The organism is Nostoc sp. (assembly GCF_036917975.1).
GTDB lineage: Bacteria > Cyanobacteriota > Cyanobacteriia > Cyanobacteriales > Nostocaceae > Nostoc.
This window is the reverse complement of sequence record NZ_JBALEJ010000036.1, coordinates 14,597-39,385: the sequence shown is the minus strand read 5'-3', so window position 1 is coordinate 39,385 and position 24,789 is coordinate 14,597. Positions and strand designations below refer to the sequence as shown.

The following is a 24,789-nucleotide window of genomic DNA, read 5'->3' as shown; positions in this document are numbered from 1 at the left end:
TTTTCTTCCTCTGTGTCCTCTGCGCCTCTGCGGTTTTTTTTAAACGAACCACAGAGACGCAGAGAGCGCAGAGAGAGAGATTAATCGGCGATAATGGTGACTCTTCCTTGTGAACCGTAGCCAACTTCACTAATATAAAGGTTGGGGTCGTGAAGTTCGGCGATGATGTTTTGTACTGACTGTTTAGCGTCAAGTCTGGGACTTAAGTCGATCGCACGAGTAAATACCTTTGGCCATTCCCATCTCAGAGTTTTGGTTAATCCAAATAAACCAGCGCCGATCGCACCGAAGTTGACTTTGTACTCTAAACCGAAGGCTCCATCAAGGTGAGCAACTGTGCAGAAACAACTACGTCCATGCTTTGCAGCTTCGTTGAGGGAAGGTTTAAGGTGTTTCGCCATCAAAAATACGTGCTTGACGATCGCCTTTTCTACTTCGTTATAAGAAATACTCCCGGTGTGATTTGCTACAAACATCGGATGTAGATGGATGAAAGCCCCGATCGCTCCACAATGAGATGCGATCGCTTGTAATTGTTGTTGAAGATGTTCTTCACTCAAGTTTGCTAAGGTGACGCGGGTTACTCCTGTGGGTAAGGGCGCTTGTTGGGCGATAAGCGATTGGGGGAAGCTGATAACTACTACTTTCCAGCCTTTCTCGATAAAGGATTCAGTTAATTTATAAGTGGTGAGGGAACCATCATCGGTAATTAAACCGATGTGTCCCTCTGGTAACGTGAAATCCAAGTAATCAGGCTGTGGTAAACTTCTGAGTTTGACGAGATGGCGCTGGATATTATGCTCTAGTTCATGTTCTAATTGGGGTGGCCGCTGTTGGACAAACTCAGGTTCAGACTTTTTTTTTTCACCTCCAGCCAACTGCTGTAGGTAATCGACTATTTGACCGATGGTGCGGAGGTCGCCGAGTTCTTCGATATTCGGTTTGGGTAAGTTGGGGTAGGTTTCTTGCATCGCCCCTAAGATTTCTACCCGTTTAATCGAGTCAATCCCTAAGTCCGCTTCCATGTCCATTTCCAGTTCCAGCATCTCCACTGGATAGCCAGTTTTATCGCTGGTGATGGCTAACAGGGTTTCACCTAAGTTTGCAAATTCATCACTTATAGCGGGTTCTGGTTCAGGGGTGAAGGCGACAACTACGCTTACTTCCGGTGTAGTAACTACCTCAACTACTGGTGCAGTTTCTACTGGAATCTCGGTTACTTGTTGTACTTCGTGAACTGCAATTTCTACCGAAACACTTTTGGAAGCGTGGGATTGCAGATACTCGACAACTTGACCGATGGTGCGTTTTTCTGAAAGTTCTTCTAAATTGGGCTTGGGTAGGTTGGGGTACATCTCTTGTAGCGCCCCTAGAATTTCCACCCGTTTGATGGAGTCAATTCCTAAATCAGCCTCCATATCCATGTCCATTTCCAGCATTTCGACTGGGTAGCCGGTCTTGTCGCTGGTGATGGCTAACAGGTTTTTATCCAAGTCAACAATATCGATGGTTGCGCCAGATACAGGTGCAGCAGTTGTGGGTGCTGGTTCTGCTTTGAATGCAACAACGTCGTTGACTGGAGGTGAGCTAATTTTGACTACAACCTCAGCTTGGGGTTCTACTACTGGGACAGGTGGCGCGACTACAGGCTCTACCGTCTCGACAGTTGCGAAATGCGGTGTGGGTAGTAGAGACGCGATCGCTCGTGTCTCTGTGGATACAGGAGTTTCAACTACAGGCTCTACAGCAGCCGCCAGAGGTGCTTGGGTAACATTTAAGCCATTTTTAGCTACAGGCTCAGTTACAGGCAAAGACTGGCTTTCTACTATCTTTGTAGTAGCGGGTACTGGTGCTTCTGTGGTGAATGGAGTAAAATTGCTGAGTTTCTCTGTAAGTTGAGTTGCTCCCTCACCAGAGATGATTTGAGAATACTCTTGCTGGATGAGTTGGAAAAAGCTTTTGGTATATTCCAGTTGCTCTTGGAGGTATTGCTCATGAATGCGTAGAGTTTCACCTTGTTGGGAGTGAAACTGCATCATGCTACGCTCTAAGCTTTCCATGACAACTAGCTTCATTTTGGCAGTTTCGGCTGTTGATTTACTTTCACTCAACAAGGAATTCTGCTGCTGCATCAGTTGGAAAAACGCTTTAGCGTATTCCATTTGATGGTTGAGATAAGTACCGTGAACTTGTAAATTCTCGGCTTGATTTTCCTGGAACTGTGTCAGGAGATATTCTAAACTTGCTAAAAGTTGTTCGTAATTTGTGAGTTTTTCTGGTGTTGGTTGCATCTTAGATTCCTGGGCTGGTTGTGACAGGGTAACAGGATTCATCTGTTGCTCTGGCTGGGTGATGATACTAGCAGTCACACCGTTCATTACTGGGGTAAGTTTTTTATGTCCGTTAGTCTCTATCACTGCTACAGGTGGAGTTACACCGGGGCTGCTAAATAAAGGAGCCGCTTCAGAATATTCGGGGGCGGGTAATGTGACTTTATGCCCATCCTGCAAAGCAAGAGCAAAGGCATTTTTCGTTTTTTCGGATCTGTAGTTGATGCCGTTTAAACGCACATTTAATGTCTTCTTCGTCTCAATTGGGGGGATAGTTTGGGGAAGTTGGTAAGGATCGAGGTCATTCAAAGCCAAACCAATCACGCGCAATTGCACAACTGCTTCTCGTAAAGAGCGATCGCTATTCTTTTGCGTGCTGGGGTTCAAAGATACGGTAATATGTGGGCGATCGCCAAGAATCTCTTTCACTAAGTTGCTAAGAATTCTCCTCGGCCCAAATTCCACAAAGCAAGTACCACCCTCCGCATAGATATTTTCAATTTCCTGCTTAAACAGCACTGAGTTGGAAAGGTGCGTTTCCAGGATTTTTTGAATATTTTGGGCTTCCTTGGGATACTGCTTACTGGTAACGTTGCTGTAAACAGGGATTTTGGGAGTTTGGAACTTGACAGACTTGGTAGCGATCGCAAAGGATTTCTGAGCAAAGGCGATTAGCGGTGTATGGAAAGCTGCTGATACAGGTAGCAATACAGCTGTATATCCTTTCTCGTGTAAAGCCTCTTTAACTCTCGCTATTTCTGCGGTAGGGCCAGCCAAAACAAATTGAGTGGGAGAATTTTGATTAGCGATCGCAACTTGCGGAAACTGCTTCAACACTGCTTCCACTTTGCTGATGTCTTCTTTGACAGCCAGCATACTACCCGCATCATGATCTGGGTCTTCGGGTGCAGCCATTGCTTGACCCCTAGCTTTCACTAAGAACAAGTAATCTTCTGTACTCAAAACCCCCGCAGCCCATAGCGCTGTCAGTTCACCAAAGCTGTGACCCGCCACAAAATCTGACTTGAATCCAGCTTGTTGCAATATGCTGTACATCCCTGCACTCAACACCCCGATGGCTGGTTGAGCATATTCTGTGCGTTGCAAGGCAGCAATTTGGACATTCTTTTCTGCCTCTCCAAACACAGGATGAGGGAAAACGATTTCTGAAAGCGGCTGCAAATTATCTTTGAGCAACAGGCTATCCATATAACCATGAAGACGGCGCATCAAAGGAAAATTCATCGCCAGTTCGCGTCCCATCTCCAAGTATTGCGAACCTTGTCCAGAAAATAATGAGACAACCTTTCCGCCTAACTCCATACCAGAGGCGCGGTAATAAATCCCTTGGGGATGCTCCCAAGATGCTGCTGACCCTTTGAGTTTTAGCCAGTCAATGCTAGTTTGCAGCAACTTGCAAGCTTCTTCGAGATTCTCAGCTACAAACCCAAATCGGGGAGCAGAGAGGGGAATCTGTGGCGATTTGCACTCATTTACTAATTGCGCGTAATGTGTACGTGCATCTGGCGATACTCCTGCGGAGTCACTTCGTGAACGCAACTTACCTAAAATCTCTTCCGACTTGCTCAACAATTGCTCTACCGTGGGAGCAAACAACAGCACTTCACTAGCACCACTGTGTAAGCGGTAAGCCTCATTTTGCTCGGCTTCATATTCTTCCAAAACGACGTGATAGTTAGTACCACCAAAGCCAAAGGAACTTACACCCGCACGTCTTGGTGCTTCACCTTCAGCCCGAATCCAAGGTCTGGTTTCGGTATTCAAATAAAAGGATGAATTTTTAATGTTGAGTTTGGGGTTTGGCTCAGTAATGTTAATTGTGGGCGGTAATACTTTGTGATGTAAAGCCAAAGCAGTTTTAATCAAACTTGCCGCACCCGCAGCCGCTTTTGTGTGTCCGATTTGTGATTTCACACTACCCAAAGCGATGTGCTGTTTTTTCTCATCATGCACATCAAAAAAGTCTTTTAAAGAACCGAATTCTGTCGGATCTCCAGCCATTGTACCGGTGCCATGTGCTTCCATCAAACCAACAGTAGCGGGAGAGAAGCCGGCATCTTCATAAGCACGTTCTAAGGCTTTAACTTGGCCTTCTTTGCGGGGAGCATAAATGCTCTTGTAACGCCCATCGCTGGAAGTACCAATACCTTTAATTACGGCATATATTTTATCGTTGTCCCGTTCCGCATCTTCTAAGCGTTTGAGGACAATCATTCCAATACCTTCACCCAGCATCATCCCATCAGATTTAGCATCGAAAGGTTTGACATTTTCGCTAGGAGAAACCGCCGGTGTTTTGCTAAATGAGATGTAAGCCATGATGGTGTTATCGGTATCAACACCACCAGTCAGCATCATGTCAGAACGATGCTCAACTAGCTCACTAATTGCCATTTTTAAAGCACCAAAGGAACTAGCGCAAGCAGCATCAACTACACAATTCATCCCGCCAAAATTTAGGCGATTGGCAATTCTACCTGCGACTACGTTAGCTAACATTCCAGGGAAAGCGTTCTCATCCCATTTAACGTAAGCGCTTTTGATTTTCTCAACGATTTTTTGGGTATCTTCGTCAGATAAACCACTGCTTTTGAGTGCTTTTTCCCAAATTGGATATTCCAATCTCGCAGAAAGTGGCATTCCTAATTGCTTGGCCATAGCCACGCCTAAGATTACGCCAACAGTTTCGCGGCTAAACTCACGTTTTTCGCCATAACCTGCATCTTCCATCGCCTCTTTCGCAACCACTAAACTTAATAGTTGCGATACATCTGTGACTTCTAAAATACTAGGTGGTATACCGAATTCCATCGGGTTAAAATCAACCTCTGGAAGAAACCCGCCTCTTTTACAGTAAGTTTTATCTTCAGTAGTTCTGGGATTGGAATCGTAATAATCTTCGACGCTCCAATGAGTGGAAGGAACATCAGTAATACAGTCAATTTTGTTTACAATATTTTGCCAATATTCCCGTAAATTTCTAGCTTTAGGTAATAGAGAAGCCATCCCAACGATGGCGATAGGATTGTGTTGTAATTGTCTGTTAATTTTGTTGATTGACACTGATTTATTTGGCTTATCTGACTTCATCTTTTTTTCCTCAATAGACCTCATCACAGCCTGTTCACAATTATTGACAAGGCTTTCTAACTCCGCTAAGGCAGTATCAATTGAATAAGCAGACATAGGGCATAGTTAGTACTGTGGATTGTGTAGCTACAGTAATTTCTGTTGCCTACTAAATAATCAAAATCTCTCGTCTTGTCAGCAGCTAGCTATCCTATCTGCCTCCAAATCGACACCACACGATACATACTGCCCTCATAAAGCCTTAGAAGGCGATTTTGGTACGCAGCAATCGCGAAAAAATGTTATACAACGCTAGACTCTTAATATTGTGGCAATAGGTCAATCAATTTTGGATTTTAGATTTGTGTTAGCGAGTCTTAAAGTGTCTTTTAGATTTGTTTCACCTACAATGAGTGCAGGACGAACCAAAAAAATCCAAAATCCAAAATCTAAAATGTTTTGAGCAATGGTATCCTACTGGAGCGATGAAAACTGAGGAGTAGCTAAGAGAACAGAAGCGTTTTTTCACCCGAAACCGTTTGATTATCTAGCCCAACCACAACAATATAGCTGGTGTTAATGACAACGTTCTGTATCTTGATGAATGTCATAGCTAGTTTCAACGTCCGGGATAACATATTTTATGGTATTTGACCCAGTAAAGTTGACAAGTTTGTTACAGAAAAGACACCACCTTTAATCCGAGTTTATGCAAGTTGAAAAAGTAATTAAACGATCGTAAGATGACGACAAAGCAGTTATCTTTAGTTATTTTTAATGTCAAAATATCAATTAAATAACTAGTTTGTATAACTACTTTAAGGCATTGAATTAATAAAAACAATAACACACTTTACAGAAACTAAATCATTCCTTTAAAGTTATTTTATAAATAACCCGATACTCTTACTGATTTGAATTTTGAATAAAAATCAGCAGAAAAGTATAATTTATGACTCTAGAAATGTGTGATACGGCATTTTTCAGGTAGATGAAGTAGACATCTCCAGAAATTAAATATGCGTTATCCCGAATCCTTGTAGAGACGTAGCACTGCTACGTCTCTACATTCATTTTCGGAGATATCTAGTACACAGGTAGGGGCGCAACATTGTTCATTGGTGTCAACTTAAGCTGGAAATAGCTTAACTGTTGGCTTCCATGCCCGCCCGGAAATAAATAAATGAGTAATAAATAAATGAGTAATAAGTAATAAGTAATGGGTATTACTTATTACTTCAAAAATAAATTTCCGGGCTAGTAGGCTAAAGTCTACTGAAGTAGACTGGAGATTTTTGGCGATATTTAGTCATCTTCAGATGATTTTAGCTATGAGACGGGAATTTCAATTCCCGGCTCATAATTGAACTAAAGTTGTTGGTCATTTTTCAATATAAGTCAAGTCAAGAAGTAAAGCGGTTATTTATAAAGCAAATGTTAATTTTTAGTATGTTCCTTGCTAAACATAATATGGGTAAGATGAGTCTCCAGTAAAAAGTTAACCGAAAACAAAGCTCAGGGTTTCCATCTACCGGCTCTGCAATCAATCAATTGTAGTGTTCTAGGGGTAATTCATGTAGACGCAAAGCGGCTTACCGCAGGGTATTACCCCTACTACGAATCGCTACAAGAATGTCTTATAGTACACAACCTTGTTAATAATAATCTGTTAGGAATATCAAATCTGCTTAATAACTAACTATTGGTTGGTATTCAATTGCTAGACAATAAATTAGTAATGAGTAAATACTTTAGTCTCTAATCCAACCATGATGAAAATTTTAGTGAGAGAATCAGGACTTATGCGAATTTAATTGGTTGACAAAGCTCAATTTTAACGCCATACTTAATAACAAGTTTATCCAACCTTTGAGTTCATTTTTATTAGCGCTTCGTTGTTTTTGAGAATTAGGTTTTCTGGCTAGCGCGATTGTATTTTACGCTACTGGAAGAGATAACAAATTAGGATATAACTTAGGAAGCTTTGAAGTAACACGCCATTAATTTTCACGCCACAATAGTAAGTTTGGGCGGTAAAAGCGTACAAAAATCATATAAAACCAATTTAGATTCATCCACTTGATTAAGGTAGAAAATCTAGAGGAAAAGCCTCTTGGTAATTTGCGGATGAGTCTATTGTAATCGACTAAATATAACCAGGTTATCCCCTACAAAAGCAGAATTGGAATGAAAATATGGCAGTAAATAAAGAAAGTCGATTATTCACAAAACCTGTAGGCCGATCGCAACTAATTTTAGCAGCTTCTCTGACTTTAGCGGCTGGATTAATCGCTTTCTATAGTTTGACACCCTATTGGTCTAAACCGAAAGTTGTGACACAGCCAACAAATCCTCCAAAAGCTGCCACGCCTGCAAAAGTTGCGGTGACAGCCTTGGGACGTTTAGAGCCAGAAGGCGAAGTTACTACTTTGACTGCTCCTACTTCTAATAATGGGGTACGAGTAGACAGACTGTTGGTGAAAGAAGGAGATGCGGTTAAAGCAGGGCAAATATTAGCCTATTTAGAAAATTATGGTCGTTCTAGAACCGCATTACAACAGGCTTTAGACCAACTGCAAGTTGCCAAAGCGAAATTAGCGCAGGTGAAATCTGGAGGTAAAACCGGAGATGTCGATGCTCAAAAGGCTGTAATTGCCCGTTTAGAGCCACAATATAAAGGGGACGTTGCTACCCAACAGGCGACAATCGACCGCATCCAGGCGGAAGTAGACAACGCTCAAGCCGAGAATAATCGCTATCAGCAATTATATAAACAAGGTGCGATCGCGGCTTCCATAGCAGATACCAAAGCTTTGCAACTAAAGACTACACAACAGCAGCTAACAGAAGCGCAAGCCACCCTCAAGCGGACTCAAGACACATTCCAAGAACAACTCAAGCAAGCAAAAGCGCAACTCAAGAGTATAAGCGAAGTGCGTGGCGTAGATGTTCAAGTTGCACAAACCGAAGTCAACAGTGCAACAACTTCTGTGCAACAAGCAAAAGCCGACTTGGATTTAAGTTATATCAAATCTCCCATCAATGGGAAAATTTTGAAAATTCACGCCAAAACTGGAGAAGTCATCAGCACCAGCAGAGGATTTGCTGAGATAGGTAAGACATCTCAAATGTATGTGATTGCAGAGGTGTATCAAACCGATATTCAAAAAGTGCGTGTAGGACAAAAAGCCACCATTACCAGCACTGCATTTACTGGAACATTAAAAGGAACTGTCAAAGTGATTGGTTGGCAAGTTGATAAGCAAAGCATCTTCAGCCTTAACCCTGGTTCAGATACAGACCGCAGAATAATTGAGGTCAAAATCTCCATCGATAATGCCGCAGATAGTGAAAAGGTCGCTCGTTTAACCAATTTACAAGTGGATGTTGCCATTCATATTTAGTCTATTAGGCATTAGTTATTAGTCATTCACAAATGACCAATGACAAATGACAAATGACATAGGCGCTTTGCCTTCCCGCAGGGTATGACAAATAACAAATAAATCCATGATTTTCAAAATTCCTTTAGGATGGCTACAGCTAGCCCAGCAAAAAGTTCGTTTACTAGTAGCTGTAGCCGGGATTGGTTTTATTGTGCTGCTCATGTTTGTGCAACTTGGTTTTCAAGATGCTCTCTATTCCAGCGCAACCGCAGTACATCAAAATCTCAAGGGAGATTTATTTTTAGTTAGTTCGCAATATAAATCTTTGACCTCAAATCAAAGCTTTTCGCGGACTCGTTTGTACCAATCTTTAGGGTTTGATGGCGTAGAGTCAGTTAGCCCGATGTATTTGCAATTTGCCAAACTAAAAAATCCGGCAACTGGTGAGAAATATTCAATATACGTTATTGGTTTCGATCCAGGTAAACCTGTGATAAATCTCCCGGAAGTTGAGAAAAATTTAGATAAACTCAAAATTCCCGATGTCATGCTTTTTGATCGGGGTTCTCGTCCAGAGTTTGGCCCAATAGCTGAAAAATTTAATGCGGGAGATACTACACAAACAGTTGAAATATTTCCCTTCAATTCATTAATTGGCTATAAAGTTAGAATTGGTGGCTTATTCACCTTAGGGCCTTCCTTTGGGGTAGATGGCAATTTACTTGTCAGTGACTCAACTTTCTTAAGAATAAATCCCAATACTCGTCCGGCAGATATGATCGATATCGGTTTGATTTCCCTCAAACCTGGCACTAATGCAGAAACAGTACTAAAAAATTTGCAAGCAAGTTTACCTAATGATGTCCAAATTTTTACACGTCAGGGCTTCATTGATTTTGAGAAAAAATATTGGGCTGTTAGAACACCCATTGGTTTTATACTTAACTTGATGTTGACAATGGCTGCGGTTGTTGGTGTAGTAATTGTTTATCAAATTCTTTACAGCAATATTGCTACCCAATTCGTTGCTTATGCAACTTTAAAAGCCATAGGTTATGCCAATAGATATTTGTTGAATGTGGTATTTCAACAAGCTTTAATTTTGGCAATATTAGGTTATATTCCAGGATTTATTACTTCTGTGTTGTTGTATAGTTTTGCGGCAGATGCAACTAAGCTACCCATAGTAATGACTAATAATAATGCACTGCTTGTTTTAACCTCAACAGTTTTGATGTGCATCACATCTGGGGCACTTGCTATCAACAAACTCCGCTCCGCAGATCCGGGAGATATTTTCTAAAAAAGACAAGTAAACTTTCTCCACAGCTTACTAGGCTTTTATTTTAATCCAAAATCCAAAATCCAAAATCCAAAATTGGCATCCCCACTAATATATGAACCTCAACAACAAAACTCTTCTAATTACTGCAATTGATGAATTTGTCGGTTTGCGTACAGCAGAGTTAGCAATAGCGCAGGGAATGAAAGTTCGTGGATTACAAAGTTCTACAGCAAAGAACAAACAATTACAGGATTTAGGTGTTGAGGTAATTATTGGTAGCATCACCGATTCTGCTATTGCTCAAAAAGCTTGTCAAGGTGTAGATATCGTTTTACATACAGATCAAATTGCTGAAGAAGCGGGTGCAATTAGCCATTTTCGTGATGTTAATGTTGGCGGTGCTGTCAACATGGCTAAAGCTGCTAAACAGGCTGGTGTCAAAACATTTGTGCATCTATCCAGTGTGATGGTTTACGGTTTCAACTATCCTAATGGTGTTACAGAAGCCGGGCCACTATCTGGCGAGAATAATCCTTATTGTCAAACGAAAATAGAAGCTGAAACAGCAGTCTTAGAACTAAATAATCCCTCAGATTTTGGCATCATTGTTATTAGGGCTGGAGATGTTTATGGCCCTGGAAGTATCCCTTGGATAGTCAGACCAATTCTGATGATGCGTCAAAAGTTATTTGCCTGTGCCAATGATGGTAAAGGAGTAATCAATCATGTATATATAGATAACCTGATTGATGGCATCTTTCTGGCGATGGAAAAAGAAACCTACGGTGAAATATTTAATATCACCGACGGACAAGAAACTTCGTGGAAAGAGTATTTTATGCGTTTAGCAGCAATGGAAGGGTTACAAGCACCCCTTTCATTACCGAAGGATGAAATTAAGTTGTTTCTCAAACTACGTGTTCAAGGGCAAAAACTTTTTCGGAAAAAAGTTGATATCTTACCAGAGTCTATAGATTTTATGACTCGTCCTTACGCTTGTTCTATTGTCAAAGCCCAAAGTCTGTTAAATTATAAACCAAAAATTGACTTAGAATCAGGAATGCAGCTAACACATGAATGGCTGCAAAAAACAGATATTCAAAGCTTGGTGAAATAGTTCACAGATTTTTTAAATCATTGTTGGATTGTAACTGAAAAATTAGATCCCCGAATTCTTAAAGAAGTCGGGGATCTGGACACCACAAATTATTCTGAATTCTAAACTATTACATTGCATCTACCTAAAAATTCGCTGTAATTAAGCATAAAATAATCCACCATTTTCCAAATACTTGTTTTCTATGAGTAGCAATCAGCCACGATTGAGCATCGGATTACCTGTATATAATGGTGAAAAATTTATCAAAGAAGCCATAGATTCACTCTTGGCTCAGACTTTTGAAGATTTTGAGCTAATTATTTCAGATAATGCTTCTACAGATAAAACTGAAGAAATTTGTAGAGCTTATGCCGAGCAAGACCAACGTATTTGTTACTACCGCAATGATACAAATATTGGTTGCGCGCGTAACTTCAATCGCGTTTTTGAATTGTCTTCGGGTGAGTACTTTAAATGGGCAGCTTATGATGACCTACATTCTCCAGATTTTATCAAGAAGTGTATTGAGGTGCTTGACCAAGATCCTACGATAATCTTGTGTCATTCCCAGGTATACTTCATTGATGAACAGGGGGATTTTCTCCAAAACTACGATATCAAACTCAAGGCAGATGCACTAAAACCGCACGAGCGTTTTCACGAATTGCTGACGAAGCATTTATGTTATCAATGTTATGGAGTAATTCGCGCTAGTGCCTTGAGAAAGATACCACCGATGGGTGGTTATGGTAATGCAGATGGAATTCTCTTGTTAAGACTTGGTATTCTTGGTAGATTCTATGAAATCCCTGAATACCTGTTTTTTGCCAGAAGTCATCCACAACAATCAATGAGTATGTTTTTTCCTAATTATTTATTGTTAGGAAAGAAAAATCAAAAATCCTCATTGAATATTCTGCCTGATTTTTATGGGTATGCAGTGTGGTTTGATTCAGCAAAGAAAGGGAAAACTTTATTGCCACATTGGAGAATAATCTGGGAGTATATACTCTCCATCTGGCGTAGTTCCCTGAGTCATAAAAGTCTACATCAGCAATTAAAAAGAACAGAATATCTTTTGCTGAAAGATATTCTCAAGGTGCTGCAAGGACTTGGAAAAGGTTGGCAACCAACATCAATCAAACAACAGCAAGTCACATTTTAAACGAATCAAAATAATTTATTGCAACTACAAAACTATGCTGAAACTATCTCAATTATCTCATGTTTTGCTTGCTGCTTTAGTGAGCATCAGCTTTGCAAAAACAGTCAATGCAGAACCAACTGCGACACTAACTGTTGTAGTAAATGGAATACATCACCAAAAAGGCGAGATTTGCTTCAGAGTTTACGCAAATGAAAAAGGATTTCCGACGAATAACTCTAGTGGCTCTCAAAGTGGCTGCGTTAAGATTACTGGCACTTCTGTAAAAAAAGAATTTTCCGGTTTGAAGCCTGGAACTTATGCTGTCAGCGTGCTTGATGATCAAAATGGCGATCGCAAACTCAATAAAGACTTTTTTGGTATTCCTACAGAAGGTTTTGGAATTTCCAAAAATCCAACTGTGTCCATACAAACAGGTACACCAAAGTTTCGTGATGCCAGTTTTGTTGTAAACAAAAATACAACAGTCAACATCATCATGAAATATTCGCTTGATTCGTAAAGGGATTGGGGGCTGGGGACTGGGGACTGGGGACTGGCTTTCTAAAAGATATTTCTAATCCCTAATCCCTAATCCCTAATCCCTAATCCCTAATCCCTAATCCCCAATCCCCAATCCCCAATCCCCAATCCCTCATTCTGTCGGAGATTAAAAATTTAATGGAAGATTTGGCAATATTTCTGTCTAAGTCTTTGATGGGTTGGCTGGTTATTCAGGTGTGTTTTACGCTTGTCTTTATATGGTATCTGCGGTCATCTAAAAAAAACTTATTACCAGATGATCAGTTACCCAAAACCGCAGTGATTCTTTGTCTACGCGGTGCCGATCCGTTTTTGCCTAGATGTTTGCGATCGCTCCTAAATCAAAACTATCCACAGTATGATTTAAAGTTAATCGTTGATAGTCACGAAGATCCCGCCTGGAAAATTGCTAGTGAAACGATCACAGAACAAGAAGCAACCAACGTTCAAATCAGCCCTTTGAGAATAGTCCGCAACAGTTGTAGTCTCAAATGCAGTTCTTTAATCCAAGCTATCCGTGAGTTAGACGACTCCTACAAGGTGGTTGCCTTAGTCGATGCTGATACTATCGTTCATCTGAATTGGCTGCGAGAATTAGTCAGTCCTCTGGGCGATCCTAAAGTCGGGGCGACAACAGGTAATCGTTGGTACGTACCGACAGGTCGATATTGGGGTTCTTTAGTGCGCTACGTCGGCAATGTATCTACAGTAGTGCAAATGTTTATCTTCCAGATTCCTTGGGGTGGAACTTTGGCTGTGAAAACTGAAGTACTTCGCCAAACAGGACTCCTAGATAAGTGGGGACAAGCTTTAGGCGAAGATTTTATGATGCACGATATCCTGAAAAAACATGGTTTTCAGGTAAAGTTTGTACCTTCGCTGCTGATTGTAAATCGTGAAGAGACTGATTTATTCAACTTAGTAGACTATCTCAAACGCCTTATCCTTTATTCTCGACTCTATCACCCACGTTGGTTAGCTCTTGTTAGTGAAGCTGTTTCTGGCATTTTGTTTCCAACTTTACTAATCATTTTAGTTTTAGAGTCGTTGTTAGAGGCAAAGTGGCAAGCTGCGGCTTTGTTGTTAGTTTGCTATGGAGTTTATACTGTCGGATTACTCTTGATAATGCTGGTGTTGGAATTAGAAATACAGCGAGTGGTTCGTTCTAATGACCAAGCGATGCCAATGGCCAAGCCGTTGCACGTCTACGCAAAATTATCAGCTGCTACAATTATCAGAATGTTAATTGGGATTCCCTTAACACAGTGGGTTTATGGGTTAGCAATGCTATCATCCCTGTGGGTTTCAACAGTCACCTGGCGCGGTGTCAGCTATCGCGTTCAAGGGCCCTGGAATATTCGGCTAGTGGAATATCGCCCTTATCAATGGTTAGATCAACCTATTGATAACAAAGTTTCTCTTTGAATTTCATCGCTAGATATGAACTAGGGTATGAAAGTTATTACACTAAACATTCCCTAGTCTTCAAATTATATTATCTTATATTTAGTAAAAATATATTAGCTATAACACTTGTCAAAGTACACGCTTTTACTTGTTGGTTAGCAAAATGTATTTGCATTGATTACAAGAATTTAGAAAAATATATCAAGGGGGATTTTGACCTAGCCTTCTGGATGATTTAATAGTTTGCAAACTTGATTAAAAACATCCTTTTCACTATTGATAATTTAGGCAAGTTGAAAATGTGTAAATCCTTAGTCTAAGTATATTAGTGGGAATTTATGAGCCAAAAATCAGGATGTTCATGGAACATTTGCTGCGTAAATTCTAAGTTCAAAACCAGCAATTTCGTAAAATATTCCCCTTTTTTATGACTAAGCAAAAACTTCGCATTGCACTATTTACAGGGTTGTATGCCCCTTTTTTGACTGGAGTTTCCGTCGCCGTACATCAACGGGTTCGTTGGTTGCTAGAGCAGGGACATGAGGTTTTTCTAATCCATCCACAAATCAACGATCGCTACCCCAAAAATGTTGGCGATCGCCCCATGCCAGGTTTAGAGGAAATTCAGTCTTTCCCCAATTTCTCTGCTTACGCATTCCCCACACAACCACTAGTATTCTACAAGTCTCTTCCTCAACCATTGAGCTATCGGCATTGGAGTGATACCAAGTTGCTGGAGAAATTCAAACCCGACATTATTGTGGTTGAAGAAGCCGCACAAATGAGAGGTTTATATTCATTTTTCTTGCAAGGCTACGGTCGTCCAATTGGCACTAAATACGCAAAACGAACAGGCACGCCCATAATATCACTCTTCCATACAGATATCGTTGCATATATCAAATATTACTTTGGAGATCGCTTCTTCAATTTGGTTCGTCCGATCATTCCCGTTTTAGTCAAGCAATTTAGTGAGTCTTATGACTTCAATTACTTCTCTTCTAAAGAACAACTGACTAAATACGAAGAACTGAAATGCCAACGCGCCGAATATGTCGCTTATCAAGGCATCGATTGCGAAAAATTTCACCCGCGAAATATCTGTTACGACCCAATTCCTAATGATCACCGACCAACTCTTTTGTTTGTCGGACGCATCACACCCGAAAAGAATGTCAACCAATTGCTTGATATCTTTCCAGTTATCGCTGCCAAAATTCCTGATGTCCATCTGGTGATTGTTGGTAGTGGCCCACTAGATGAAGAGATCCGCGAGCGTGCGAAAAAGTTTGGATCGAGTATTACTATATGGGGTGAGTCTCATGGTACAGAACTTTTAGGTTGGTTTGCCAGAGCAGATATTTTTGTCAACCCCTCTGTCACTGAGAACTTCTGCACTACAAATAACGAGGCATTAGCATCTGGAACCCCTCTAGTTGCGGTTGTTGCACCGTCAACCTCAGAACAGGTATTTCCCGGTCATAACGGCTTTCTTGCCCAACCTAACAACCCCACAGATTTCGCCCAAAAGGTAATTACGATTCTGGAAAATCCTGATTTGAAAGCAGACATGACTAGACACGCTCGCCCCTCTATACTTGACTTTGATTGGTCGGCATGTATGCAGAAATTTGAACACAAACTTTACCAAATCGTTGAAGGATCGCAGAAGGTGGAGGTAGGTACAGGCAGTATAAAACCATAACAATTATTAACACAGCGATCGCTAGTATTTATAGTACTGGCGATCGCTAATTACTAAGACTGTTAGTTCAATCGTGCGTAGGCATAGCCCGTCGTAGGCATCGCACTAAAATAAACATATAGCGGTTCTCGTTTACGTGAGGTACACCCGTAGGGGCACGGTATGTCCATGAGTGTCAACTTAACGTGAAAGCAAGCCTAGAATAGAACCAGCTTTTTTTTAGATTGCCTCGTTCCCAGTCGGAGACTGGGAATGCCCGTCATTGAGGCTCCGCCTCCTTAGCACCAATAACTAATGACTGATAGAGCGACATCTTCAATCTAAAGTTCTATCAAAGGGATGAATTAGCTGTAATGAGCTAAAATTTTGCATCTTGGGCTGATACCATTTCATTACTCCACTCTCAATACCTGTCAGCGATGCGATTTTGTGAGATGCCTTGCTTCGTTTAGGCAGTTCTTACTGGGAGCAGGGGGATTAGAAATCCTACAGGAGAAGGGAGAATCGGAGAAACCCCATGTCAAAGTAGGAACGCAATTGAAAATTTCTATAGGTTTTTTCCCACTTCCTAATCTTTACTGTTAAACTTTTACTGAGTATTTTTTTAACTATATATTAAGAAAAAATTACTTAATCGCTGGCAGATGCGAAAATCTATGAGAATACAGTGATAATTCAATTGCTAATTTTTCGCCTGCCCCCTTTGACAGATATTGTGTTGATACTACCTTTACATTCTCCCTTAATTATAAAAATGAGATAATACACCAAATCATTGTTCGTTATATAATACTTAGTATTACAGAGAAAAGGTCATCAAACTTACCCATTTAACACTTTTGCATAAAAATTAATAGGGTAGAATCACTGAATATAGCTCAACTAGTTTTAAAATCAAAAGCAGGATTTTGCAATGATTAGCTTAAGTAATTCGGAAAACAGCACAGTTAGCAGCATAGCAGCCACTAAGAGGCTGGCAAGGGCAATGATGGTTTCTGGTGGAGAGTTTTCACTGTTATTAGCATGTTGTAACTGCGTTCAAAGACAGGAGCAAGTGCTGAATTTGTTAACAGAATTTTCATCAGCAGATATCCACGAAATTTTGCTCTCACCTACGGCTGACAAACTGTACACAGCGATTACAACTGAAATTGGTGCTACTCAACCCGATGCTTTGATGGTCAGGGGTTTAGAATCTGTAGTGGCAATAAACCAACTAATCATCAGTACCAATATCATGCGAGATGAGTTTCGGAAACAGTTTCGCTTCCCCTTGGTATTGTGGGTCAATGATGAAATTTTGTCTAAGCTAGTCTGGCTAGCACCCGATTTCAAAGACTGGGCAGCCAGCACTATTAGATTTGATGTACCTAATAATCAGTTAGTTGAATCTGAACAACAAGCCATCAGCGCCTAATATTACCTGAGATTACTTTCAAAATCTTGTATACGCTAGGTTGAGCCAAGAAAAACCTCAGTTATTATTTTCTCGTGTTATTTTATAAGATTCTTTTATTAAGATTATTTTAAGATTATTTTTATTGAACTTTTCTTTACCAAGCTGAGGTAAGGAATCTTGCAAGTTATTTTACCAGATAGCGGTGTGGATTCTCTTCTCTAATATACTTTTCATCTAAATTAAGGGAACTCCAAGAAATAAATTATCCAATATTGTGGGGTGGACAACATGAGCGCCCAGTTGATACGGCTCTCGTGTCGCCCACCCCACAAGAGTTAATTGAATATTTTTTTATTTCAAAAATCAAATACAAATCCTATATATGGGAATCCGATTTGATTACTGAAATATACGTAGGGTGGGTTACGCCAAAGGCTAACGCACCAGTTAACAATTTAGGTGCGTTAGGCTACGCCATAACACACCCTACAGATACTTAGATTTTTTCAGAGATCAAATCGCACTCCTATATATCAAGATGTTGGGTTACGCAAAACCTCCAACGCCACTTGCTACAACGCGGGGAGCCCGCGCAACGCAGTGGCTCCCCAACCTACAATTTTTTTACAACATTTTAGCCTTGCTACGCCACTACTTAAGATTTACTTTATAAATAGTCTCTTATTATTTGTAGATATCTCAAAATTTCTTTTATAAAAAGTAGCTTATGAACGTGACCGGCATTTTATCAAACACACAGACAACAGAGAAAGTTCGGATTCTAATTGTTGAAGATGAGTATATCTTGTCTATAAATTTACAAGGAATTTTAGAATTGCTGGGATACACTGTTTTAGATATTATCGATTCGGCAGAAAAGGCAATTGAGAAAACTGGAGAACTACTGCCAAACTTGGTTTTGATGGATATCCAATTGCGGGGTGAAATGGACGGTATTCAGGCGGCGGAACTAATTTGGAATCGTTTTCAAATCCCTGTTATCTATATTACCGGACATTCTGACAAAAGCACTGTGGAACGGGCTAACATGACATTTGCTTTTGGTTACATCCTCAAACCTTTCAAAGAACAACAACTTTATGTTGCTATTCAAACAGCACTCAATCGCTATCGACGTGAGCAATTATCACAATCTCAACGGATAAACCGATTTAAAAATAATTTTCTAGCAACCGCCTCTAATGAAATGCGAATGCCTTTATTGAACATGAAAATGACAATTTCGGTGTTAGAAAATCTTCTGGAGCGAGAGGGCATTTTAAATTCAGAGCTACTTTCTCCATTTGAATCTGTAGCTGGCTACGTAACTATTCTGCATCAACAGTGTGAAGAAGGGCTAAATTCGGTGAACACTTTGCTGTCTCTGCAAATGATTGACACAGATGCATATCAATTAGAATTAACTTCATTTCAACTTCAAGACTGGCTTCCTCATCTAACTTTATATTTTCGAGAACTTGCTCAATCTCAGCAACAGATTTTCCAGGTTAGTATCCCCCACAATCTACCACCTATGGTTTCAGACATAGAGGCTGTTACCAAAATTATCTCCGAATTACTCAACAATGCCTGCAAATATTCTCCTCCTGATGAAGTGATTAGATTAACTGTCCAGATGATCTATATTACAAAAAGTGTAATCAATAAAGATGAACAATCTGGTATGAAAATTAATTCTCAAGTGCCCTTATTTGAAATTACAATTAGCAACTCTGGCGTAATAATTCCTAAAAAAGAGCAATCTCAAATATTCGAGCCATTTTATCGAATTCCTTACAACAATTTCTGGAAAATTGGCGGCGCAGGATTGGGCTTGACATTAGTTAAGAAGCTTGTAGAATGCCTCCAAGGTACGATAGAAATTAGCAATATTGAAGATTGGACAATATTCACAGTCTTACTACCATTAAGCCTGTCAGATTTACCATCTTAAGCGAATATTGTATTTCTCTCAATACATAAATAGGAAAAAAGAGATTTTACGAGTCACCTTGAAAAGGCTACTCTTATATTATTTGCTTTGACTTTGGAACTGATACCCACCCGCCTCAACTCTAAGCTTACCTTCCTTCCATCCCTGATCAATGGGGATTTTATTACCATCAGTACTTTGGTAAACAGCAAAATGCTTTTGCCAGTCGTGGTACTGTCCATTGCGCCAAACTTTTGGTAAACCAGAACTCTGATATTGGAGTTTTACCTGACCAAAAACTCCTTGATACTCAACCACTCCCCGATTAACCTGCTTGAGGTTTAAGAGCGACTTATTTACTATCGACTGCTGGAACTGTTCCCAACTACCATAGGTTTCTTGTTCACCGACTTCTAGAGCAAATCCGGCTACTATTTTCCCAGTACCCACCGCAGTGAGAATTTGGTCATCGGGATATCTTGAGTGAATTTTCTGGGTTGCTGTTGTGTTAATTCCCTCTAGGAGCAAATTAATTGGTGTCAACGCCAGCCATGTTTTTTCGTACCTAATAAAAGTTACACCATTGTGAGTTTCCAACTTGGCAGACTTGGGCAAGAAAAATTGAAATGGCGCTTTAGGTTTATCGTTGAGCCAGATAAGCAAATTGCGATACTGGGCAATGTTATCACCACCAATAGAAGAAGTAGACATCTTAGTGGGGTCTATTCCTGTTGATACAATAAAGTAATCAACACCGCGTTTTTGATTAAATGCCATCAACTTAAAGCCATTCCAGTCTCCACCGGAACCTTGAGCTAATGTGCCAAGCTGGAAGGAATTACCAAAATAGAGGGTTTCGTGAAACTGAGGTGCTTTATCTCCACCGGGTTTCCAGTTTTCGTAAGTTGGTTTAGAATTTAGCAGTTCCACAGGTTTTTTGAATTGCTTACGCGCTAAAGCCACAACAGCTATCGGAGGACGGTAGCTGCTAGTCAATAGGTGGACTTCATCGGAGTCCGGCTTGGGATCTGGTAAGGGTGAATCATCAAAATACAACCCTAATTCATGGGTAGCGAGGGAACACCAAACACAATTCCCCTGATTATAATCGCGCTTACTGGGCCCACCAAATCCACCCCGCCAATACTTCAGCGCACCGGAAGTAAAAAACCAATCGAGTGCAGATTTAGCAAGTGACTTGACTTCTCGGTCTTGAGCAAAGTCATAAAGATTTACATAAGTCGTGACAGCGTGTCCCAAGTAGTTTTCTGAATCCCATTCTCCTTGTCCAATTTGGTAGAGAGTGCGAACATTGCGGCGGATGCGTTCTTTATATATTTTGCGTGTCTCTTCGTTCCCAGTTTCTTCAGCAAACAAATAGACGGCAACTTCTCGCATTGCTTTTAAATTATCAGTATTGCGGCAGTCTACCCAAGTATTGCAGTTATCGGTTGACTGTTCCCAAAATTTGCGAGGTTCGGGAAAGGTACGTGTGAGCGGGTCTTTTTGAGTCAAAATCCCCATTGCTTCTTTCATGCGCTGGCGATATTTTGGGTCAAGATATTTGCCAAAATAGAAGTATTTGCGGACTTGCTCTTTGAGGGTAAAACCAGAGTAAAAGTCAATTCCCAAGGTGTGAGCATTTCTATCTGCATCAGCGTCTTCTGATTGCAGAAATGCGATCGCTTTTTCTCGATTACCTGCGAGAAAGTCAATCATCGCCCTGGGATAGGATCTCTTCTCGTTCTCGAAGGCTGTATTCCCATAGTACTTACCTGCGAGTTGAGTAATTGCGGCTTGGGAACGCTGCTGAAATTCTGCTTCCATCTGTGGCGTCCATTGTGACTCTGGCTGAGACTGGGTATTGCCTAGTAATAGACACAGCAGACAGATGATGGTGGCGGTTTTAAGGTATGATTTTCGGGACACGGGATATTCCAGATATACTGAGCGACCACCAAGCTAGATGGGTAAATTGGGCGCACTCAAACCAAGTGAAGGTAAAAGCGAGGTAGGCAATGAAGACTGCTTCAATTCCACGGTAAGGTGATTTGATCACCTGCCACAGACACCATCCTAACAGGGCTAGGTACGATACCATCCCCAGTAAGCCTACTGATAAAGTTGTATCTAAAATTAGATTATGTGCTTTGGTTGTGGGTAGTTGTGCGGTTTTTATTTGCCCATTTTCGTCTTGGTAGTCGAAACTAAAATCACCCAAGCGAATTACTTTAGTTATTTTTTTTCGGGGGCGCACATAGGAATAAGCGGTGCCGAAACCATCCATTCCCCATCCGAGTAAGGGACGCTGACTAATTCTATAGTTGGCCATCTGCCACAGATCAACGCGGTTTGATGTGATTTGTTTAATCAGGGGTAAATTATTCATCTGCCTAGTGCTGGTAGCGATGCCAATTATGAGCAGACATACCAATATTGCGGGGACTAAAAGCTTATAATGCTGGCGTCCTAATAAGTAGATAGTGGCTACCAGTAAGGCTAATATTCCCGCTCTGGTTTGAGTGAGCAGCAAAGCTGGGATAATTAACATGGCAGCAGTTGCAGCCAGACGTGTGTTTATCCATTGCCATTGCCAACCGACAAGTGTCATAACTGCCACTGCTGCTAGGATGACACCGCCAATGACTAAACCTTGCAGTTGAGAACGGGCTAGTTCTGGGTGCAGTCTTAGTAGTAGGTTATTGCTGAGGGTGAAGATGGCGATGAGCAGCCAGTAGAGTAAGCCGTCTCCCATCTGTTCTTGACCGAGTAGGGAACGCCAGGGGAAGGGATTAGCGAGAGTTGAAATCAACCCAATTCCCAAAAATATTTCCCACAGCAACCTGTTAATTTTCCAGCTTTGGGTCAGTTTCAAGCTTTCTCTGTCTTCCCAGAGCATTAAAAAGTTGAGTATGCAGATAAGGCTAATGGCAAATACTTTTGGTTGAGTCCAGATTTCCCCGCGCATTGCACCAATTGGGTTAATGAGAATGATGCTGAGGGAAAATAGCAGGGTGTAGAGACGGTTCACGGTTATTTTTCAAGGCGAATTTTCATCGCCTTCATTATGCCCCATACGCCAAGTGCTAATAGTCCTAGTGCAGATGTGGATTCGGGTACGGAGACAGGAGATTCAGAATTATCTTCTTCCTGGTTTTCGTCAAGAATCGGTTCTTCGTCAGAAGCCCAATCCCAATTCTCAAATTCAAGCACTGATGGGTCTTGTTCTTCAATCCAGTCTGGGTCATTGATATCAAAATCAAAGTCTTCAGTCCAGTTGGTTTCATCAATGTTGGAATAAGAAATTTCCTGATTTATATTTTCGATACTGTCGTTATCAAATATTCCGTCAGTTTGTGTTCTATTACACCCACCACCACCACTACCGGGGTTACAAACTATAGGTACAGGAATTTTAGGAATAGGAATAGGTATTAGCTCAGGTATAGGAATAGGTATTACAGGTATAGGTATAGGTGCAGGTACAGGATTTTTACGACGATATACTCTGTTTATCCAACCCCATCTGATTCCGTTGTAAATTGTTACTTCTCTTTCTGCTATTTCCTCAACTAAGTAAAGTTCAGCAAACCAGGTGTGAGGGTTTTTGGCATCAGGTCTATAAGGTCTGTCATAGAAGGAAAATTCGGTTCCACCGGGATAATATGGGTTAACGTTCTGAAATGGGCGAATATCTATTCCGTCGTAAGGAACACCGTGTAAACCTTCACTGGAAGTGCTTTGGTGTTCATCAAATGAAGCATGGTTGTTAACTATATGTTGAATCCAATGGATTTTTCCTTGTCCTGGTTCTGGGTCTGTTTTCTTGGGATTATACTTTATATCAATATAAGCTCCTACTCCACCATCGATAACGGACAGAGAATTCGGGTTAATGGAACGGAAGGCTATATAGAAATCCTATATTAAAGCGAAAGTTATTTTAGTACAAATTCTTAAGCTCGATTTCCCAAATTTTTTATGCTGATAACATTTTTGAATAAGGTGTTTGCACAGGTAAATAAACTGTGAAGATACTGCCTTTCCCTACAGTCGATGAAACAGAGATATTCCCTTGATGGGCTTCAACAATTTGACGGGACAAATATAATCCTAAACCGTTCCCCTGACGTTGATGCTTGCCCTGTCGAAAGCGATCAAATAAAAGTAATTGTTCTTCTGGATTCATGCCAATACCTGTATCCTCTACTTCAATCGTTACCCCTTGAACAGTGGAATTGAGGCGAACTTCTACTGACCCAGCATCGCTGAAGCGAATGGCGTTAGCAACTAAGTTAGTGAGGAGTCGGCGTAGTTCCAGGCGATCGCCTTTAACTCTAACTAAAGAAGCTTCAGTATCCTTTGTCAAGACAGCTTTGAGAGTTAAATGTTTAACATCAGCCAAAGGCATTAGTTCTTGCACTACTTGCTGACATAATTCCCACAGGTTAACTACAAAAAAATCCAAAGTTTTGCCTCCAGCTTCATACTGGTAAACTTCTAACAAGGTATCGACCATTGACAACAAAGTTTGGTTACTCTGAGCCATTTGTTCTAAAGATTCACGCATTGCTGATAAGGTATTGCCAAAAACACCTCTTTGCAGCAACTTTAGGAATTGGTCAGCAGCTATCAACGGAGTTCGCAGATCGTGAGTGAGGCGGGTCACAAAATCTTCCCGTCGCTGAATGAGGAACAGTTGTTCGTCCATACTGTGTTTCAGTCTCAACAAAGCCCGCACCCTGGCCAGTAATTCCTTCTTATCTATACTAAAAACGGCTGAGAACTTGACTTTTGAATAATCGCCAAAAGCTTGTTTGTGCCAAGCTTATAGCCATTTTTTAAAAAGTCTCGTTGTTACCCGTTCGCAGTATACCGATCGATATTGGTTTGCCGGATAGAGACGGAATATGGCTGGTGCAGCAGTTTCGGGAATCTTTAGTATCAGAAACTGCTGCACAAACTAAAGTAATGATGCTTACTTCGTTTGCCAAAGAGCAGATGGTACTGGCAGCGTTTGCAGCTGGGGCAGACTCTTACTGTGTGAAAACAATTAAGTTCGAGTTGTTGCTGGAAGCGCTGCATATCACCCATGAAGGTCAGTCGTGGATTGATCCAGCGATCGCTCGTATTGTTCTCAAGCATACTCGTCAAGGAGCGGCGGCTATGGTGAAACCGAATGCTACTCAGACGGTAACGATCTCTGCAATTGATCCAGAGCAAGCAAGCATTCTGCAAGCAGATCCATTGATAAATCGGGAACTGGAAGTCTTGGAGTTAATTGTCCAAGGTTATAGCAATAACGAGATTGCCCAGAAACTCTATCTCAGCTTGGGAAGTGTAAAAGTATATGTGCGTGGGGTTTTGAACAAGCTTTGTGCAAGCGATCGCACCCAAGCAGCAGTATTAGCTTTACAAGACTCAGTGCTGAGTGCTGAGTGCTGAGTAAAGAAGATTGAGTACTCAGT

General features: G+C 40.9%; 15 protein-coding genes. 10 read left to right on the top strand and 5 right to left on the bottom strand.

Going from position 1 to position 24,789, the window contains the following annotated elements; genetic code table 11:
* Positions 1 to 80 precede the first annotated feature (80 nt).
* Entirely contained in the window at positions 81 to 5,537 is a 5,457-nt protein-coding gene (locus tag V7K76_RS16655) for a beta-ketoacyl synthase N-terminal-like domain-containing protein (protein WP_335029881.1), read from the bottom strand.
* A 2,078-nt stretch (positions 5,538 to 7,615) separates the two neighbouring features.
* Between V7K76_RS16655 and V7K76_RS16645 the strand changes: the two genes are divergently transcribed.
* The 9 genes from V7K76_RS16645 (at position 7,616) to V7K76_RS16605 (ending at position 19,342) form a co-directional block, all read left to right on the top strand.
* Positions 7,616 to 8,824, top strand: coding sequence for an ABC exporter membrane fusion protein (locus V7K76_RS16645; protein WP_334778731.1), 1,209 nt, complete (start codon positions 7,616 to 7,618; stop codon positions 8,822 to 8,824).
* A gap of 106 nt (positions 8,825 to 8,930) precedes the next feature.
* Positions 8,931 to 10,109, top strand: coding sequence for an ABC transporter permease DevC (gene devC, locus V7K76_RS16640; RefSeq protein WP_335029880.1), 1,179 nt, complete (start codon positions 8,931 to 8,933; stop codon positions 10,107 to 10,109).
* Between the two features lie 94 nt (positions 10,110 to 10,203).
* A complete protein-coding gene (locus V7K76_RS16635; RefSeq protein ID WP_335029879.1) occupies positions 10,204 to 11,208 on the top strand; it encodes an NAD-dependent epimerase/dehydratase family protein in 1,005 nt (334 codons plus the stop codon).
* Between the two features lie 184 nt (positions 11,209 to 11,392).
* A complete protein-coding gene (locus V7K76_RS16630) occupies positions 11,393 to 12,355 on the top strand; it encodes a glycosyltransferase family 2 protein (RefSeq protein ID WP_335029878.1) in 963 nt (320 codons plus the stop codon).
* Positions 12,356 to 12,389: 34 nt separating this feature from the next.
* A complete protein-coding gene (locus V7K76_RS16625) occupies positions 12,390 to 12,857 on the top strand; it encodes a DUF2141 domain-containing protein (RefSeq protein ID WP_334778735.1) in 468 nt (155 codons plus the stop codon).
* Between the two features lie 158 nt (positions 12,858 to 13,015).
* Positions 13,016 to 14,302 (top strand): glycosyltransferase, encoded by a 1,287-nt coding sequence (locus tag V7K76_RS16620; protein ID WP_334778736.1) that lies wholly within the window; start codon positions 13,016 to 13,018, stop codon positions 14,300 to 14,302.
* Between the two features lie 409 nt (positions 14,303 to 14,711).
* Entirely contained in the window at positions 14,712 to 15,989 is a 1,278-nt protein-coding gene (locus V7K76_RS16615) for a glycosyltransferase (RefSeq protein WP_334778737.1), read from the top strand.
* 913 nt (positions 15,990 to 16,902) lie between these two features.
* The gene (locus V7K76_RS16610; RefSeq protein WP_334778738.1) at positions 16,903 to 17,406 is read left to right on the top strand and encodes a hypothetical protein; all 504 of its coding nucleotides are present in this window, start codon (positions 16,903 to 16,905) and stop codon (positions 17,404 to 17,406) included.
* 709 nt (positions 17,407 to 18,115) lie between these two features.
* A complete protein-coding gene (locus tag V7K76_RS16605) occupies positions 18,116 to 19,342 on the top strand; it encodes a hybrid sensor histidine kinase/response regulator (RefSeq protein ID WP_334778739.1) in 1,227 nt (408 codons plus the stop codon).
* Positions 19,343 to 19,420: 78 nt separating this feature from the next.
* On the opposite strand, the gene V7K76_RS16600 is transcribed toward V7K76_RS16605, so the two are convergent.
* The 4 genes from V7K76_RS16600 to V7K76_RS16585 all read right to left on the bottom strand — a co-directional run bounded on the left by V7K76_RS16600 (position 19,421) and on the right by V7K76_RS16585 (position 24,032).
* On the bottom strand, positions 19,421 to 21,148 hold the full coding sequence (locus tag V7K76_RS16600; RefSeq protein WP_334778752.1) for a hypothetical protein: 1,728 nt from the start codon (positions 21,146 to 21,148) through the stop codon (positions 19,421 to 19,423).
* A gap of 79 nt (positions 21,149 to 21,227) precedes the next feature.
* Positions 21,228 to 22,352 (bottom strand): O-antigen ligase family protein, encoded by a 1,125-nt coding sequence (locus tag V7K76_RS16595; RefSeq protein ID WP_335029876.1) that lies wholly within the window; start codon positions 22,350 to 22,352, stop codon positions 21,228 to 21,230.
* 2 nt (positions 22,353 to 22,354) lie between these two features.
* The gene (locus V7K76_RS16590; RefSeq protein WP_334778741.1) at positions 22,355 to 22,534 is read right to left on the bottom strand and encodes a PEP-CTERM sorting domain-containing protein; all 180 of its coding nucleotides are present in this window, start codon (positions 22,532 to 22,534) and stop codon (positions 22,355 to 22,357) included.
* Between the two features lie 766 nt (positions 22,535 to 23,300).
* Positions 23,301 to 24,032: a sensor histidine kinase gene (locus V7K76_RS16585; protein WP_334778742.1), complete on the bottom strand. Its 732-nt coding sequence runs from the start codon at positions 24,030 to 24,032 to the stop codon at positions 23,301 to 23,303.
* 143 nt (positions 24,033 to 24,175) lie between these two features.
* On the opposite strand from V7K76_RS16585, the gene V7K76_RS16580 reads away from it, so the two are divergent.
* The gene (locus tag V7K76_RS16580) at positions 24,176 to 24,766 is read left to right on the top strand and encodes a response regulator transcription factor (protein ID WP_334778743.1); all 591 of its coding nucleotides are present in this window, start codon (positions 24,176 to 24,178) and stop codon (positions 24,764 to 24,766) included.
* Positions 24,767 to 24,789 lie beyond the last annotated feature (23 nt).

Coding starts and splice junctions, on each gene's coding strand:
- V7K76_RS16655 (WP_335029881.1), bottom strand. CDS start 5,537: ATGTCTGCTTATTCAATTGATACTGCCTTAGCGGAGTTAGAAAGCCTT.
- V7K76_RS16620 (WP_334778736.1), top strand. CDS start 13,016: ATGGAAGATTTGGCAATATTTCTGTCTAAGTCTTTGATGGGTTGGCTG.
- V7K76_RS16600 (WP_334778752.1), bottom strand. CDS start 21,148: ATGGAAGCAGAATTTCAGCAGCGTTCCCAAGCCGCAATTACTCAACTC.
- V7K76_RS16635 (WP_335029879.1), top strand. CDS start 10,204: ATGAACCTCAACAACAAAACTCTTCTAATTACTGCAATTGATGAATTT.
- V7K76_RS16610 (WP_334778738.1), top strand. CDS start 16,903: ATGATTAGCTTAAGTAATTCGGAAAACAGCACAGTTAGCAGCATAGCA.
- V7K76_RS16605 (WP_334778739.1), top strand. CDS start 18,116: ATGAACGTGACCGGCATTTTATCAAACACACAGACAACAGAGAAAGTT.
- V7K76_RS16585 (WP_334778742.1), bottom strand. CDS start 24,032: ATGGACGAACAACTGTTCCTCATTCAGCGACGGGAAGATTTTGTGACC.
- V7K76_RS16645 (WP_334778731.1), top strand. CDS start 7,616: ATGGCAGTAAATAAAGAAAGTCGATTATTCACAAAACCTGTAGGCCGA.
- V7K76_RS16615 (WP_334778737.1), top strand. CDS start 14,712: ATGACTAAGCAAAAACTTCGCATTGCACTATTTACAGGGTTGTATGCC.
- devC (WP_335029880.1), top strand. CDS start 8,931: ATGATTTTCAAAATTCCTTTAGGATGGCTACAGCTAGCCCAGCAAAAA.
- V7K76_RS16625 (WP_334778735.1), top strand. CDS start 12,390: ATGCTGAAACTATCTCAATTATCTCATGTTTTGCTTGCTGCTTTAGTG.
- V7K76_RS16630 (WP_335029878.1), top strand. CDS start 11,393: ATGAGTAGCAATCAGCCACGATTGAGCATCGGATTACCTGTATATAAT.